The sequence below is a fragment of the Saccharopolyspora halophila genome, from assembly GCF_039531955.1.
In the GTDB taxonomy this organism is placed as follows: domain Bacteria; phylum Actinomycetota; class Actinomycetes; order Mycobacteriales; family Pseudonocardiaceae; genus Saccharopolyspora; species Saccharopolyspora halophila.
Map to the genome: position 1 here is coordinate 1 of NZ_BAAARA010000007.1, position 15,197 is coordinate 15,197.

The following is a 15,197-nucleotide window of genomic DNA, read 5'->3' on the forward strand; positions in this document are numbered from 1 at the left end:
AGCGAAGGCGTCGCCAAGTTCGAGAAGTCCTGGAACGAACTCCTCGACACCGTCGCGCAGCAGCTCGAGCAGGCCAAGTAAGGCCTCGCCGCGTTGAACCCGGGCCGGTGCGGCAGCTCGCCGCACCGGCCCGGGTCGGCGAGAATTTGATCGAATCGCATACTCTCGAGCCCTGAAGGATCTTCATGGCAACCGATGTTTCTGTCCGTATTGCCGATGTGGCGCTGGAGGCCGACGCCCGGCCGCTGGCCGAGCGGCTGGCCGCTGACGCGGTTGCCGGCAAGCTCGCCGACCAGGACGCCACGCTGTGGGGCCCCGACGCGGAGTCGGAGGCCTCCATCCGGCTGTCCTGGACGACGCTGCACGAGAGCTCCCGCCCGCTGCTGGCCGAGATCGACGCGCTGCGCGCCGAACTGCAGGCCGAGGGCCTGGACCGGATCGTGCTCGCCGGGATGGGCGGCTCCTCCCTCGCACCCGAGGTCATCACCGGCACCGCCGGTGTCCCGCTGACGGTGCTGGACACCACCGACCCCGGTCAGGTCGCCGACGCGCTGGCGGGAGACCTGGAGAACACCGTTCTGGTGGTGTCCTCCAAGTCCGGCAGCACCGTCGAGACCGACTCGCACCGTCGGATCTTCGAGGCGGCCTTCCGCGAAGACGGAATCGATCCTGTGAGCCGGATCATCGTCGTGACGGACCCCGGCTCGCCGATGGAGAAGGCGGCCAACGAGGCCGGTTACCGCAAGGTCTTCACCGCCGACCCGAACGTGGGCGGCCGCTACTCCGCGCTGACCGCGTTCGGCCTGGTCCCGGCGGGCCTCGCGGGCGCCGACATCGCCGCGCTGCTCGATGACGCCGCTGCCGCGTTCACCGCCGTGCGGGCCGACGACGCCGACAACCCGGCGATCCAGCTGGCCGCCGCCATGAGCGCGGCGCACTCCAAGGGCGCCGAGAAGGTCGTCTTCGCCGACACCGGCTCCGGCATCGCGGGCTTCGGCGACTGGGTCGAGCAGCTCATCGCCGAGTCCACCGGCAAGAACAGCACCGGCCTGCTGCCGGTCGTGGTGGAGAGCCCCGGGGCCCCGGGCTTCGCCGACGCCGGCTCCGACGCCACCGCGGTCGCCGTGGGCCCGGGCGTCGACGCCGCGAGCATCTCCACCAACGGCCCGCTGGGCGGCCAGTTCCTGCTGTGGGAGTTCGCCACCGCGCTGGCCGGCAGGCTGCTGGGCATCAACCCGTTCGACCAGCCGGACGTGGAGGCCGCCAAGAAGGCCGCCCGCGCCCTGCTGGACGCCCCGACCGACGACGGGCAGGCCACTCCGGTGCTGTCCGAGGGCGCCGTGGAGGTCCACTCCGCGGGCGACTGGCTCTCCGGGGCGAACGACCTCGCCGAGGCGCTGCGCGCGTTCGTCGACGCCGCGCCGCAGGCCGGCTACCTGGCGGTGCAGGCCTACCTGGACCGGCTCGACGACGCCTCCGCCACGGTGCTGCGCACCGAACTGGCCAAGCGCACCGGACTGCAGACCACCTTCGGGTGGGGTCCGCGGTTCCTGCACTCCACCGGCCAGTACCACAAGGGCGGCCACCAGAACGGGACGTTCCTGCAGATCACCGGCGATGCCGAGGAGGATCTGCAGGTCCCGGACCGGCCCTACACGCTTTCCGGACTGCAGCGGGCACAGGCGCTGGGCGACGGCCAGGTCCTGGCCGACCACGGACGTCCCGTGCTCCGGCTGCACCTCACCGATCGCGCGGCCGGCCTGGTTCAGCTGGTCAAGGCCGTGCAGGAGCTGGAGGCTCGGCAGTGACTTCCGAATGGCAGAACCCGCTGCGGGACCCGCGGGACAAGCGGCTTCCCCGGATCGCCGGCCCGAGCGGACTGACGATCTTCGGTGTCACCGGTGACCTGTCCCGCAAGAAGCTGATGCCGGCGATCTACGACCTGGCCAACCGCGGCCTGCTGCCGCCCGGCTTCGCGCTGACCGGCTTCGCTCGCCGCGACTGGGCCGACCAGGACTTCGGACAGGTCGTCTACGACGCGGTCAAGGAGAACGCCCGCACCCCGTTCCACCAGACGGTGTGGGACCGGCTGGCCGAGGGGATCCGGTTCGTGCCGGGTTCCTTCGACGACGACGCCAGCTTCGACCAGCTGGCCTCGACGATCAAGCAGCTGGACGCCGAGCGGGGCACCGGTGGCAACCACGCCTTCTACCTGTCGGTACCGCCCTCGGCGTTCCCGACGGTGCTCAAGCAGCTCTCCCGGTCCGGGCTGACCGAGCCGACCGACGAGAGCTGGCGACGCGTGGTCATCGAGAAGCCGTTCGGCCACGACCTGGACAGCGCCAAGGAACTCAACCGGATCGTCAACGACGTCTTCCCCGAGGAGTCGGTGTTCCGCATCGACCACTACCTCGGCAAGGAGACGGTGCAGAACATCCTGGCGCTGCGCTTCGCGAACCAGCTGTTCGAGCCGCTGTGGAACGCGCACTACGTCGACCACGTGCAGATCACCATGGCCGAGGACATCGGCCTGGGCGGTCGCGCGGGCTACTACGACGGCATCGGCGCGGCCCGCGACGTCATCCAGAACCACCTGCTGCAGCTGATGGCGCTGACCGCGATGGAGGAGCCGGTCTCCTTCTCGCCGGACGACCTGCGCGCCGAGAAGATCAAGGTGCTCTCGGCGACCAAGCCGGTCGGCCCGTTCGACGAGACCACCGCGCGCGGTCAGTACACCGGCGGCTGGCAGGGCGGTTCGCTGGTGCCGGGGTTGCACGAGGAGGGCGGTTTCGCGTCCGACTCGATCACCGAGACCTACGCGGCGATGACCCTCGAGGTGGAGAGCCGCCGCTGGGCGGGCGTGCCGTTCTACCTGCGCAGCGGCAAGCGCCTCGGCCGCCGGGTCACCGAGATCGCCGTGGTGTTCAAGCGCGCCCCGCACCTGCCGTTCGACTCCACCATGACCGAGGAGCTGGGGCAGAACGCCCTGGTCATCCGGGTTCAGCCGGACGAGGGCGTGACCATGCGCTTCGGTTCGAAGGTCCCGGGCACCTCGATGGAGGTGCGCGACGTGACCATGGACTTCGGGTACGGCCACTCCTTCACCGAGTCCTCACCGGAGGCCTACGAGCGGCTCATCCTGGACGTGCTGCTGGGTGAGCCCTCGCTGTTCCCGGTCAACCAGGAAGTCGAGCTGTCCTGGGAGATCCTCGACCCGGTGCTCAAGCACTGGGAGTCCAGCGGCAAGCCCGAGCCCTACAAGGCCGGCACCTGGGGTCCGTCGTCGGCGGACGAGATGCTGGCCCGCACCGGACGCGTCTGGAGGCGACCGTGATCATCGACCTGCCGTCGACCACCACTTCCAACGTCAACAAGAAGCTGGTGGAATTGCGCGAGTCCGGTGGCGCGGTCGCGCTCGGCCGGGTGCTGACGCTGGTGATCGTCACCGGTGACGGCTCCGAGGTGGAGGAGGCCGTGCAGGCCGCCAACGACGCGAGCCGGGAGCACCCCTGCCGGGTGATCGTGGTCGCCAGCGGTGCGCGCCAAGCGGCGCCGCGGCTGGACGCCCAGATCCGCATCGGCGGTGACGCCGGCGCCTCCGAGGTGGTCGTGCTGCGGCTGTACGGGCCGCTGGCCGACGAGGGCGCGGGCGCGGTCGTCCCGCTGCTGCTGCCGGACGCCCCGGTGGTGTCCTACTGGCCCGGCCAGGCACCGGACGTGCCCGCCAAGGACCCGATCGGGGCGCTGTCGCACCGCCGGATCACCGACGCGGCCGCCGAGCCCAATCCGATCGCCGCGCTGCACAAGCGGGTGCGGTCCTACACCGCCGGGGACACCGACCTGGCTTGGACGCGCCTGACGTCGTGGCGGGCGATGCTGTCCTCGGCGCTGGACCTGCCTCCGCACGAGAACGTCACCGCGGCCGCCCTCAAGGGTGCCCCAGATTCGCCCTCGACCGATCTGCTGGCCGCCTGGCTGGCGGTCTACCTGGACATCCCGGTCACCCGCGAGGATCACCCGCGCCAGGGGTCGGGGCTCTACTCGGCGGTGCTGGAGCGCCCCTCGGGCAACATCGAGATCGTCCGGCCGGACGGCAAGGTCGGGTCGCTGACCCAGCCGGGCCAGCCGGATCGGCGGATCGCGCTGCAGCGCCGCGAGGTCCGGGACTGCCTGAGCGAGGAGCTGCGGCGCCTCGACCCGGACGAGATCTACCACATCACCCTCGGCGGCCTGGACAAGATCGAGCGGGCGACCGACCGGCCCGACGACGAGGCGGACGAGGAAGCGGCCGCCGAGGCCGGGAAGGGGCAGTCGTGACCCGATCCGAGGTCCTGATTCATCAGGACGGGGACGTACTGGCCGCGGCGGCCGCCGCGCGGCTGATCACCCGGATCGCCGATGCCCAGGCCGCGCGCGGTTCGGCGTCGGTGGTGCTCACTGGTGGTCGTACCGGGATCGGCGTGCTGGAGCGGGTTCGCCGGTCCCCCGCGCTGGATGCGGTGGACTGGTCCTCGGTCGACTTCTACTGGGGCGACGAGCGGTTCCTGCCGGACGGTGACCCGGAGCGCAACGAGACGCAGGCCCGGCACGCGCTGCTGGACCACATCGGCGTCGACCCGAGCCGGGTGCACCCGATGGCGCCCTCGGACGGCAAGTTCGGCGACGACGCGGACGCCGCGGCGGCGCACTACGCGGAGGTCCTGGCGACCACCTCGGCCGCCGAGACCGACATCGCGGTGCCGCACTTCGACGTGCTGATGCTGGGCGTCGGCGAGGAGGGGCACACCGCCTCGTTGTTCCCGGACACGCCGTACGTCGCCGAGCGGGAGCGCACGGTGGTCGGCGTGCACGACTGCCCGAAGCCGCCACCGACCCGGATCTCGCTCACGCTGCCGGCGATCCGGGCCGCCGGCGAGGTCTGGCTGATGACCACGGGCAAGGCCAAGGCCGAGCCGATCGCGGCTGCCCTGGCGGGCGCCGAGCCGGTCGACATCCCGGCAGCGGGAGCCACCGGCCGAGACCGCACCCTCTGGCTCCTGGACGCGGACGCGGCCAACACCCTCCCCTGAACAACCGAACACGAAGGCCCGGACTCCACATCGGAGCCCGGGCCTTCTCAGTTCGGTGACAGTTTTGCCTAGAACTGTCCGGACATTTCGGGCGCCGGAGGCTCACAGTTTTAGGCAAAACTGTCACCCGTCCCCCGTCCCGGTGAGCAGTTGGCGCCAGTTCGCGCGTTTTCGGGGATCGGGTGGTGACTTCGGCCTAGGGTCCCGAACACCACGACTGCTGCGCGAAGGGGACGTGATGGGGCCGCGGAAGACACGCCGCATCGGCAGGTCGGGACTCGCACTGGCGATGGCCACGGCGTTGAGCGGGCTCATCGCGGGCTCCGGGACCGCGTCACCGGCCGCTGCGGATCCCGCAGTCGCAGCTGCGGATTCCACCGCGATGCGCGGCGTGTGGATCGCGAGCGTGGCCAACACCGACTGGCCCACCGAACCCGGCTTGTCGCCGCGGCGGCAACGCGACGAGTACCGCGCCCTGCTGGACCGGGCCGCGGCCGACGAGATGAACGCGGTGTTCGTGCAGGTCCGCCCGAGCGCGGACGCCTTCTGGCCGTCACCCCACGAGCCGTGGTCGCGCTACCTCACCGGCGAGCAGGGCCGCGATCCGGGCTACGACCCGATGCGCTTCCTGGTCGACGAGGCGCACGCTCGCGGTCTGCAGTTCCACGCCTGGTTCAACCCCTACCGCATCGGCGACCCGAGCGCGCTGACCCCGGACCACCCGGCCAACCAGCACCCGGAGTGGACCTTCGACTACGACGGCCAGCGCTACTACGACCCGGGCGTGCCGCAGGCGCGCGAGTTCGTCACCGGCGCGATCATGGACGCGGTCCGGCGCTACGAGGTCGACGGCGTGCACCTCGACGACTACTTCTACCCCTACCCCGTCGACGACGCCTCGATCCCCGACGAGCGCACGTTCGAGCTGCACGGCAAGGACTTCGACAGCATCGAGGACTGGCGCCGCGACAACGTCGACGACCTGGTGTCCGAACTGGACCGCCGGGTGCACCGGGCGCGGCCGGACGCGAGCTTCGGGATCAGCCCGTTCGGCATCTGGCGCAACGCCTCCAGCGATCCGGCCGGGTCGGACACCAGCGGGCTCGAGTCCTATTCGGCGATCTACGCCGACACCCGCAAGTGGGTGCGGGAAGGCTGGGTCGACTACATCGCCCCGCAGGTCTACTGGCCGATCGGGCATGACGCCGCCGACTACGCCGCGCTGATCCCGTGGTGGTCGCGAACCGTCGCGGGCACCGGCGTGGAGCTCTACATCGGACAGGCCGCCTACAAGGTCGGGCAGCAGGGCTGGAGCGATCCGGGCCAGCTCAGCAGCCACCTGACGTTCAACGCGCGGCACGGGGTTTCCGGGGACATCTTCTTCAGCGCCACGTCACTGGCCACCAACGCCGCCGAGGCGATAGCACGGGTCGTGGCCGATCACTACTGACCGGCGGCATCCGCGCCGACGAGCCCGCCGAACACCGCTCCGGACGTCCGCCGCACCCGAACGCGGTCCTCGAACTCGCCGGAAACCGGGGTCGCGTTCTCACGGGTTCTCGGCGAGTTCGCCGGTTGGGGAACGGTGCTCGCGGTGTGCCGGAGTTGCGGAGCCGGTCAGACGCGTTCGGCGAAGCGCTCGACCTGGGTCGTGGTTCCCGCGACGACGAGGATGTCGCCCTCGCCGACCTGAGTCTCCGCGGTGGCGTAGGTGAAGTCCTCGTCGGGGCGCTTGATGCCCACCACCGTGACGCCGTACTTGGAGCGCAGCCGCAGCTCACCCAGCGTCCGGCCGAACGCCTCCGCTGGGGCGTGCGTCTTGATCAGGGCGTAGTGCTCGGCGAGCTCGATGTAGTCGAGCATCCGGCCGAAGACCAGGTGTGCGACGCGCTCTCCCATCTCGTGCTCGGGCAGCACCACGTGGTGCGCGCCGACCCGCTGCAGGATGCGGCCGTGCTGCCTGCTGGTGGCCTTGGCCCAGATGTTGCCGATCTCGAAGTCGGCCAGCAGCGAGGTGGTCAGGATGCTGGCCTCCAGATCGGTGCCGATGGCCACCACCGCGCGGTGGAACTGGTGCACGCCGAGCTGCTTGAGGCTCTCGCGGTCGGTGGTGTCGGCGACCGCGGTGTGCGTGATCTCGTCCGCGTGCCGCTGCACCACGTTCGGCCGCGAGTCGATGGCCAGCACCTCCGACCCGCGCCGGACGAGCTCACTGGCCAGCGAGCTGCCGAACCGGCCCAGCCCGATGACCACGATCTGGTTCGTCGCGTCGTTCCTAGCCAACGATCGGTCGCTCCTCAGGTAGTTCGTAGCGCCTGCTGCGTTCGCGCAGCGCCAGCGCGGAGGCGAGGGTGATCGGGCCGAGCCTGCCGATGAACATCAGCCCGATGAGCATTACGTGGCCGAGCGGAGGCAGCTCGCCGGTGATGCCGGTGGACAACCCGACGGTCGCGAACGCCGAGATGGCCTCGAACATCGACCGCTCCAGCCCGAACGGGGAGATGGCCAGCAGCGCCAGCGTCGCGGCGACCACCGCGCCGACCCCGATCAGCACGATGGTCAGCGCCTGCCGCTGCACGGTGTTGGGCAGCTTGCGGCCGAACACGTGCACGCTGGGTTCGCCGCGGACCTCGGCCAGGATCACGAAGGCCAGCAGCGCGAAGGTGGTCACCTTGATCCCGCCCGCGGTGCTCGCGCTGCCACCGCCGATGAACATCAGGATGTCCTGCACCAGCAGCGAGCTGTGGTTCATGGATCCGATGTCGATTCCGTTGAACCCGCCGGAACGCGGCATCAGCGCGGTGAAGAACCCGACCAGCAGCTTCGCGTGCCAGGACATCGGGGCGAGCGTGTCGGGGTTGTTCCACTCCGCCACGGTGATCGACAGCCAGCCCCCGGCGATCAGCACCGCGGTGGCCAGCAGGGTGATCCGCACGTGCATGGTCATCCGGTGCGGACCGCGCAGGCGCCGGAACAGCTCGATCCACACCGGGAAGCCGAGCCCGCCGGCGAACACGGCCAGGCAGATCGGCAGGCTGAACCACGGATCAGCGGCGTACCGCATCAGGCTGTCGGTGTGCAGCGCGAACCCGGCGTTGTTGAAGGCCGATACCGCGTAGAAGAGCCCCTGGTACAGCGCCCGTCCCGGTGCGAGGTCGTATCCGAGGATCAACCTCCCGGTCAGCAGCACGAGCACGACGACCTCGAACACGAGGCTGAGCACAACGATGCCGCTGACCATGCGCCGCACGTCGCCCATGCCCAGCGCCTTGGTCTCGGCCTGAGCGGTCAGCCGCAGCCGGAGCCCGAAGCGCCGGAACATCAGCAGGCTCAGCGTCGAGGCCACGGTCATGATGCCCAGGCCACCGAGCTGGATCAGCCCGAGGATGACGACTTCGCCCGCGGTCGACCAGTACGTCGGCGTGTCCACCACGATCAGACCGGTCACGCACACCGCGGAGGTCGAGGTGAACAGCGCGGTGACCAGGTCCGCGCTCTCGCCGGACTCGCTGGAGAACGGCATCACCAGCAGCAGCGTTCCGATACCGATCAGCCCGGAGAAGCCGAGCACGATGGGCAGCGCCGGCCTGCGCAGGACGGTCGTCAGCGCGAGGTTCAGCCGCGGGTGGACACGCACGAGGAGGAACTGTACTTCGACTCCGAGCGCGATTAACGGTGGGTCACGGTTCCGAAACCACGATTACCCCATCGTGGTCTGCACAAACGTATTCGCCGGGCACGAACCGGACGCCGCCCAGCTCCACGACCTCGTCGACGGCTCCGTCTCCGGTCTTCGTGGACTTGCGCGGGTTGGTCCCGAGCGCCTTGGCGCCGAAGTCCATCTCGCCGATCACCGCGGAGTCGCGAATGGCACCGTTGACGATGACGCCGCTCCACCCGTTGGACCGGCCGAGTTCGGCGATGAGGTCGCCCACCAGGGCGGTGTGCACCGACCCGGCACCGTCGATGACCAGGACCGCGCCCTCACCGGGCTCGGAGAGCACCTTCTTGAGCAGCGCGTTGTCCTGGAAGCAGGTGACCGTGCGGATCCGGCCCTCGAAGGTCGTTCGCCCGCCGAAGTCGCGGAACTGCGTGTCGCAGCTGCGCACCTCCGGGCCTTCGCGGTCCGCCAGATCAGCCGTCGCCCAAGCCATGAGAATCCTCCCGCTCGCTGTTTGCGCCGGATGCTACCGGTCGGTAACAAAGGGCGCCACTCCCCCGTCAGCGCAGGAAGTCCCGCAGCGTCCGGTTGAACTCGGCGGGCTTCTCCATGCTCAGCATGTGCCCGGCGCCGGGCACGACCTCCAGCCGAACGTCCGGCATCCCGCCGGCCAGCATCCGGCCCATCCGGTGCAGCTCGGCGGCCTCCAGCTCGCCGACGACCACCAGCGTCGGCGCGCTGATCTCCGGCAACCGGGACCGCACGTCGGCCTCGAGCATCGCGCCGGTGGCCGTGCGATGCGCCGCAACGGTGTCCGCGAGCATCTCGCGGCAGCGCTCGCGCACGCCACCGGGCACCTCCTCGGGCCTGCGGCGGGGACCGTCGACGCTCATCCGCAGCATCGAGGACAGGTAGCGGTCGAGATCCATCGCCTCGACGGCAGCGGCCTGCTCGCGGTGTTCGGCGAGGATGAACGGATCCTGGAACTCCACCGGCGGCACGCCCGGGCCGACCAGCGCGAGCCGATCCACCCGGTGCGGGTGGCGCAACGCGAAGGTCAGCGCGGTCGCACCGCCCATCGAGTTGCCCAGCAACGTCGCCGCCTCGACGCCGAAGTGGTCCAGCACCGCCAGCAGGTCGTCCTCCAGCCGAAAATCGGCCATCGCGGTGCTGGAGCGCCCGTGCGAGCGGGCGTCGTAGCGGATGATCGTGCGCTCGTCGGCGAGCTCCAGCTGGTCGTCCCACATCCGCGCGCTCTGGCCACCGGCGTGCAGCAGCACCAGCGGTGACCCCGACCCGCCGATCTCGGCGTGGAGCTCACCGCCCTCGACCGGAATCCCCACCTTCTTCAGCTCCATGACAACCAAAGTGTCATAATGACACCGTGGTTGACAAGTTGAATCCGCTACCGCCCGAAGAGCTGGGACCGAGGCTGGCCGAGGTCTACGCCGTGGTCGGCCCGCTGTACCGGCGCGCGGCGCGCGTCGTCGAACAGGAGACCCCCCACACCGGCCTGTCCGTGGGCGTGCGCGCCGTGCTGGAACGCCTGGAGATGGCGGGCGAGCCGGAAACCGTCCCACAGATCGCCAGGAGCCTGGAGCTGAGCAGGCAGTTCGTGCAGCGCATGGTGAACGAATCGCTCGAGCGCGGCTTCGTCGAGCTGGACGCCAACCCGGCGCACCGGCGCTCCTCGCTGGTCCGGCTCACCGAGCCCGGCCAGGCGGCGATCCGAGCCGTGCAAGCGAGCGAGCACCGCACGCTGGGCGAGGTCGCAGGCGAGATCACCGGCCCCGAGGTGGACACCACGCTGCGGGTGCTGCGGCGGATGCTGGCCGCCGTGGAATGACGAAACCGGGCCGGGAGCGCACTCCCGACCCGGTTTCCACGTCGCTGTTCAGCGGCCCGTGCGCTCGCGCAACTTGGCCAGCGCCTCGTCCAGGATCGCCATGCCGTCTTCCTCGCTGCGGCGTTCCTTGACGTAGGCCAGGTGACTCTTGAACGGCTCGTTGCGGCGCGCCGGAGGCGGGTCGTTCCGGTCCTGTCCGGCGGGAAGCCCGCAGCGCGGGCAATCCCACTGGTCCGGCACCTCCGCGTCCAGCGCGAACGACGGCGTGCTGTGATGCCCGTTCGCGCACCAGTAGTCGACCCGCTTGCGCGGCGCCGACTCCCCCCGTTCCGCCTCGCCTACCGCGGGGCCGGAGCCCACGCGAGTACCGCGAATGGCGTTACCACCAGTCATCCATCCTCACCCACCAAGCGGCCGAGGTCGTCGACCGGCCCGTGCGCCGGTCGATCAACCGATCTTGATCAACAGGCCGACGGCCACGATGGAGATGACCCAGAGAGCCAGGACGAACAGCGTCATCCGGTCGAGGTTCTTCTCCGCCACGCTGGAGCCGGCCAGGTTGGACTGCACACCGCCGCCGAACAGCGAGGAGAGTCCGCCGCCCTTGGCCTTGTGCAACAGCACCAGCAGGATCAGCAGGACACTCGTCACGATCAACATGATCTGCAGGAAAAGATTCATATCGTCCTCGTTCGCACAGCGGTTCGCAACACAGCGTACCGGCCCGCCTACCCCCAGTTGACCAGTGCGCCGGTTTTCCGTTCGTAGGTTCTCACACCTCGACCTCGGCAATTCCGTCGGGCGAGAACCCGACACCGGCGGATCATCGAGAATCCCGAACCCAAAATCACCTGAAAGCACTAAGCTCTGTCGAGAGACTGTTCTGCTTGGCGGTGCGGGTAGCGGGCTCTCCAGCGATGCGAGCTGAGTCCCGCACCTGAAACAGCGGCTCCGCCGCACCCCCGACAGCCCTTGAGCGTGCGGGGCACCTGATCAAGCGCCCCGCACGCCTGCGCTCACGGCAGCGGGCCGCCCGCGGCCATCGCGGAGAGCTTGGCGAACTCGTCCGCGTTCAGGCTCGCGCCGCCCACCAGCGCGCCGTCGATGTCGGCCTGGCCGACCAGCTCGCCGATGTTGCTGGACTTGACCGAACCGCCGTAGAGCACGCGCGCCTCGTCGGCGATCTCCTTGCCGTACTTGTCGTTGAGCGCCTGCCGGAGCGCACCGCACACTTCCTGCGCGTCGTCGGCGGTGGCCACCTTGCCGGTGCCGATCGCCCACACCGGTTCGTAGGCGATCACGACGTTGCGCACCTGATCGGCCTTGAGGCCCTTGAGGCCGTCGATGAGCTGCGTGGTGCAGTGCTCCACGTGCCCGCCGGACTCGCGGACCTCCAGGTCCTCGCCGACGCACACGATGGGCGACATGTCGTTCTTGAGGACCTGGCGAACCTTCTTGTTGACCAGCTCGTCGGTCTCGCCGTGGTGCTCGCGGCGCTCGGAGTGCCCGACGGTGACGTAGCTGCAGCCGAGCTTGGCCAGCATCGGCGCGGCGATCTCACCGGTGTAGGCACCGGACTCGTGCACCGAGACGTCCTGCGCGCCGTACTTGATGCTCAGCTTGTCGCCGTCGACGAGCGTCTGCACGCTGCGGATGTCGGTGAACGGCGGCAGCACGGCGACCTCGACCTTGCTGAAGTACTTCTCCGGCAGCGCGAAGGAGAGCTTCTGCACCAGGGCGATGGCCTCGAGGTGGTTGAGGTTCATCTTCCAGTTGCCGGCGATCAGGGTCTGGCGCGTCATCAGGCACCGCCTTCCAGGACCGCCACGCCCGGCAGGTCCTTGCCTTCGAGGAACTCCAGCGAGGCGCCGCCGCCGGTGGAGATGTGCGAGAAGCCGTCCTCGGACAGCCCCAGGGTGCGCACGGCCGCGGCGGAGTCGCCGCCACCGACGACGCTGAAGGCGTCACCGTCGATGATGCTCTGCGCGACGGCCTTGGTCCCCTCCGCGAAGGCCGGGAACTCGAACACGCCCACCGGGCCGTTCCAGAACACCGTCGAAGCCGAGGACAGCACCTGAGCGAACAGCTCGCTGCTGCGCGGGCCGATGTCCAGACCCATCAGGTCGGACGGGATGGCGTCGGCGTCGACGACCCGGCGCTCGGCATCGGCCGCGAAGCGGTCGGCGGCCACCAGGTCGACCGGCAGCACCAGCTTGTCGCCGGCGTCGGCCAGCAGCTGCTTGGTGTTGTCGATCTGGTCCTCCTGCAACAGCGACGTGCCCACGCCGTGGCCCTGAGCGGCCAGGAAGGTGTAGGCCATGCCGCCACCGATGACCAGCTTGTCGACCTTGGGCAGCAGCGCCTTGATGACGCCGAGCTTGTCGGAGACCTTCGAGCCGCCGAGCACCACGACGTACGGGCGCTTCGGCTCGCCGGTGAGCGTGCGCAGCACCTCGACCTCGGTGAGCACCAGCCCGCCCGCGTAGTTCGGCAGCTTGCGCGCGACGTCGAAGACGGAGGCCTGCTTGCGGTGCACCACGCCGAAGCCGTCCGAGACGAACGCGGCACCGTCGCCGACCAGGGCGGCGAGCTCGGCGGCCAGCGCCTCGCGCTCGGCGTCGTCCTTGCTGGTCTCGCGGGCGTCGAAGCGGACGTTCTCCAGCACCGCGACCTGGCCGTCGGCCAGGCCACCGACGGTGGACTTCGCGGACTCGCCTACCAGGTCACCGGCCAGCGCCACCTCGGAGCCCAGCAGCTCGCCGAGCCTGCGCGCGACCGGGGCCAGCGAGAACTGCGGGTCCGGCTCGCCCTTGGGGCGGCCGAGGTGAGCGGTGACCACGACCTGGGCCCCGGCCTCGGTGAGCTTCCGGATCGTCGGCAACGAGGCGCGAACCCGGCCATCGTCGGTGATGGTCTCGCCGTCCAGCGGGACGTTGAGGTCGGCGCGCACCAGCACGCGACGACCGGAAACGCCCTCGGACAGCAGATCGTCGAGGTTCTTCACGCTCTGCTCCTTCTCAAGACGGGAAAACCCGCACGAACCGGCGGTCCTCAGCACGGCTCATGCGGGTCTCATTGCTTTTCGCCCCTCGCAGCTCGCACCGCCGCAGGTTCTCAGACGCCCTCTGGACAGGACAGCCATAGCGCCGTGTACCGCGGTCGTACATCAGTCTCGAATCCCGGAGCCAGAGGGCGTCTGAAGTCCCGCTACCCGCACCGCTGAGCGAGGGGAGTAGGAAGAACTGCTCTTGGGTCTATTTCAGTTCGCGGCGGAGCCGCTGCCTCAAGTGTGGGACTCAGCCCGCACCGCCGCGGGTTCTCAGACGTCGTCGGGCGAGGACAGCCGCGACGCCGCGCAGGCCGCTGCTCAAGGAGCGGATCCCGCAGCCCGACGACGTCTGAGGTTCCGCTCCCGGCACCGCCACCCCAAACTGGAACCGACCTCAGGTCAGGCCAGCTTCTTGCCGACCAGGGCGGCCAGGTCGGCGAGCCGGTTGGAGTAGCCCCACTCGTTGTCGTACCAGCCGACGATCTTGACCTGGTTGCCGATGACCTTGGTCAGCGGCGAGTCGAAGATCGTGGAGTGCGGGTCGGTGACGATGTCGCTGGAGACGATCGGGTCCTCGCTGTACTTGAGGATGCCCTTGAACCGGCCCTCGGCGGCAGCGGACTTGAACGCCTCGTTGACCGAGTCGGCGGTGACGTCCTGCTGCACGGTGGCCGTCAGGTCGGTGACCGAACCGGTCGGCACCGGCACGCGCATGGCGTAGCCGTCGAGCTTGCCGTTGAGCTCCGGCAGCACCAGGCCGATGGCCTTGGCCGCACCGGTGGAGGTCGGCACCACGTTGACGGCCGCGGCGCGCGAACGACGCAGGTCCTTGTGCGGGCCGTCCTGCAGGTTCTGGTCCGCGGTGTAGGCGTGCACCGTGGTCATCAGGCCCTCTTGGATGCCGAAGGCGTCGTTGAGCACCTTGACCATCGGGGCCAGGCAGTTGGTGGTGCAGGAGGCGTTGGAGATGACGGTCTGCGAACCGTCGTACTTGTCGTCGTTGGCGCCCAGCACCACGGTCAGGTCCTCGCCCTTGGCAGGCGCGGAGATGATGACCTTCTTGGCGCCGCCCTCGTCGACGTGCTTGCGGGCGTCCTCGGCGTTGGTGAAGAAGCCGGTGGACTCGACGACGACGTCAACCCCGAGGTCGCCCCAGGGCAGCTTGCCCGGGTCGCGCTCGGCGAGGATCTTGATGAGCTTGCCGCCGACCTCGATGCCCTCGTCGACGACCTTCACTTCCTGGTCGACGCGACCAAGGATGCTGTCGTACTTGAGCAGGTGCGCCATGGTCGCGACATCGCCCAGGTCGTTGGCGGCCACGATCTCGATGTCGTGATCGCTGGCGGTCGCCGCCCGCCAGAAGTTCCGCCCGATCCGACCGAAGCCGTTGATGCCTACGCGAACGGTCACGCCGATCTCTCCTCGTGACTGACCCGGCCGATGACATCGGCGGGTGAGTTGATGGTCTCGTGGCTCACCCTATCGCTCGGCGAGCGCCCCGCACGGGGCCCAGCACGAGCGGCCTCCGGGTGAAGCCGACCCGATCCTACTCATTGGCGATCGAATGTCGAT

15 protein-coding genes are annotated in these 15,197 nt (G+C 69.7%); 6 read left to right on the forward strand and 9 right to left on the reverse strand.

Annotation, left to right across the window (positions count from 1 at the left end; translation table 11 throughout):
• Positions 1–185: 185 nt before the first annotated feature.
• The 5 genes from ABD289_RS11045 to ABD289_RS11065 all read left to right on the forward strand — a co-directional run bounded on the left by ABD289_RS11045 (position 186) and on the right by ABD289_RS11065 (position 6,519).
• On the forward strand, positions 186–1,808 hold the full coding sequence (locus tag ABD289_RS11045) for a glucose-6-phosphate isomerase (RefSeq protein ID WP_344129722.1): 1,623 nt from the start codon (positions 186–188) through the stop codon (positions 1,806–1,808).
• Entirely contained in the window at positions 1,805–3,334 is a 1,530-nt protein-coding gene (zwf, locus tag ABD289_RS11050) for a glucose-6-phosphate dehydrogenase (RefSeq protein WP_344129724.1), read from the forward strand. Before ABD289_RS11045 ends, zwf begins: the two co-directional genes overlap by 4 nt.
• On the forward strand, positions 3,331–4,317 hold the full coding sequence (locus ABD289_RS11055; protein WP_344129727.1) for a glucose-6-phosphate dehydrogenase assembly protein OpcA: 987 nt from the start codon (positions 3,331–3,333) through the stop codon (positions 4,315–4,317). Before zwf ends, ABD289_RS11055 begins: the two co-directional genes overlap by 4 nt.
• Entirely contained in the window at positions 4,314–5,069 is a 756-nt protein-coding gene (gene pgl, locus ABD289_RS11060) for a 6-phosphogluconolactonase (RefSeq protein WP_344129730.1), read from the forward strand. Before ABD289_RS11055 ends, pgl begins: the two co-directional genes overlap by 4 nt.
• 238 nt (positions 5,070–5,307) lie before the next feature.
• A complete protein-coding gene (locus tag ABD289_RS11065) occupies positions 5,308–6,519 on the forward strand; it encodes a glycoside hydrolase family 10-like protein (RefSeq protein ID WP_344129733.1) in 1,212 nt (403 codons plus the stop codon).
• A 167-nt stretch (positions 6,520–6,686) separates the two neighbouring features.
• Here the strand turns inward: ABD289_RS11065 and ABD289_RS11070 are convergent, their stop codons facing one another.
• The 4 genes from ABD289_RS11070 to ABD289_RS11085 all read right to left on the reverse strand — a co-directional run bounded on the left by ABD289_RS11070 (position 6,687) and on the right by ABD289_RS11085 (position 10,088).
• Entirely contained in the window at positions 6,687–7,352 is a 666-nt protein-coding gene (locus ABD289_RS11070; RefSeq protein ID WP_344129736.1) for a potassium channel family protein, read from the reverse strand.
• The gene (locus tag ABD289_RS11075) at positions 7,345–8,706 is read right to left on the reverse strand and encodes a TrkH family potassium uptake protein (protein ID WP_344129739.1); all 1,362 of its coding nucleotides are present in this window, start codon (positions 8,704–8,706) and stop codon (positions 7,345–7,347) included. Before ABD289_RS11075 ends, ABD289_RS11070 begins: the two co-directional genes overlap by 8 nt.
• Positions 8,707–8,749: 43 nt before the next feature.
• A complete protein-coding gene (gene rraA / locus ABD289_RS11080; protein ID WP_344129742.1) occupies positions 8,750–9,223 on the reverse strand; it encodes a ribonuclease E activity regulator RraA in 474 nt (157 codons plus the stop codon).
• A 67-nt stretch (positions 9,224–9,290) separates the two neighbouring features.
• Entirely contained in the window at positions 9,291–10,088 is a 798-nt protein-coding gene (locus ABD289_RS11085; protein WP_344129745.1) for an alpha/beta fold hydrolase, read from the reverse strand.
• Between the two features lie 26 nt (positions 10,089–10,114).
• Between ABD289_RS11085 and ABD289_RS11090 the strand changes: the two genes are divergently transcribed.
• Positions 10,115–10,576 (forward strand): MarR family winged helix-turn-helix transcriptional regulator, encoded by a 462-nt coding sequence (locus ABD289_RS11090; RefSeq protein WP_344129748.1) that lies wholly within the window; start codon positions 10,115–10,117, stop codon positions 10,574–10,576.
• 48 nt (positions 10,577–10,624) lie between these two features.
• Here ABD289_RS11090 and ABD289_RS11095 read toward each other — a convergent pair whose 3' ends face one another.
• From ABD289_RS11095 to gap, 5 genes are all read right to left on the reverse strand, one after another.
• Complete coding sequence (locus ABD289_RS11095; protein ID WP_344129751.1) at positions 10,625–10,969, reverse strand: RNA polymerase-binding protein RbpA; 345 nt, start codon at positions 10,967–10,969, stop codon at positions 10,625–10,627.
• Between the two features lie 54 nt (positions 10,970–11,023).
• Positions 11,024–11,257, reverse strand: a complete 234-nt coding sequence (gene secG, locus ABD289_RS11100) for a preprotein translocase subunit SecG (RefSeq protein ID WP_344129754.1) — start codon at positions 11,255–11,257, stop codon at positions 11,024–11,026.
• 335 nt (positions 11,258–11,592) lie between these two features.
• On the reverse strand, positions 11,593–12,378 hold the full coding sequence (gene tpiA / locus ABD289_RS11105; RefSeq protein WP_344129757.1) for a triose-phosphate isomerase: 786 nt from the start codon (positions 12,376–12,378) through the stop codon (positions 11,593–11,595).
• Positions 12,378–13,580: a phosphoglycerate kinase gene (locus ABD289_RS11110; protein WP_344129760.1), complete on the reverse strand. Its 1,203-nt coding sequence runs from the start codon at positions 13,578–13,580 to the stop codon at positions 12,378–12,380. The genes tpiA and ABD289_RS11110 overlap by 1 nt, the downstream gene beginning before the upstream one ends.
• Before the next feature lie 444 nt (positions 13,581–14,024).
• Positions 14,025–15,035 (reverse strand): type I glyceraldehyde-3-phosphate dehydrogenase, encoded by a 1,011-nt coding sequence (gene gap, locus ABD289_RS11115; RefSeq protein WP_344129763.1) that lies wholly within the window; start codon positions 15,033–15,035, stop codon positions 14,025–14,027.
• Positions 15,036–15,197: the final 162 nt, after the last annotated feature.

What these genes read in the sequence shown, in the direction of transcription:
- rraA (WP_344129742.1), bottom strand. Translation starts at nt 9,223, where the DNA reads ATGGCTTGGGCGACGGCTGATCTGGCGGACCGCGAAGGCCCGGAGGTG.
- ABD289_RS11065 (WP_344129733.1), top strand. Translation starts at nt 5,308, where the DNA reads ATGGGGCCGCGGAAGACACGCCGCATCGGCAGGTCGGGACTCGCACTG.
- tpiA (WP_344129757.1), bottom strand. Translation starts at nt 12,378, where the DNA reads ATGACGCGCCAGACCCTGATCGCCGGCAACTGGAAGATGAACCTCAAC.
- secG (WP_344129754.1), bottom strand. Translation starts at nt 11,257, where the DNA reads ATGAATCTTTTCCTGCAGATCATGTTGATCGTGACGAGTGTCCTGCTG.
- ABD289_RS11045 (WP_344129722.1), top strand. Translation starts at nt 186, where the DNA reads ATGGCAACCGATGTTTCTGTCCGTATTGCCGATGTGGCGCTGGAGGCC.
- ABD289_RS11085 (WP_344129745.1), bottom strand. Translation starts at nt 10,088, where the DNA reads ATGGAGCTGAAGAAGGTGGGGATTCCGGTCGAGGGCGGTGAGCTCCAC.
- ABD289_RS11095 (WP_344129751.1), bottom strand. Translation starts at nt 10,969, where the DNA reads ATGACTGGTGGTAACGCCATTCGCGGTACTCGCGTGGGCTCCGGCCCC.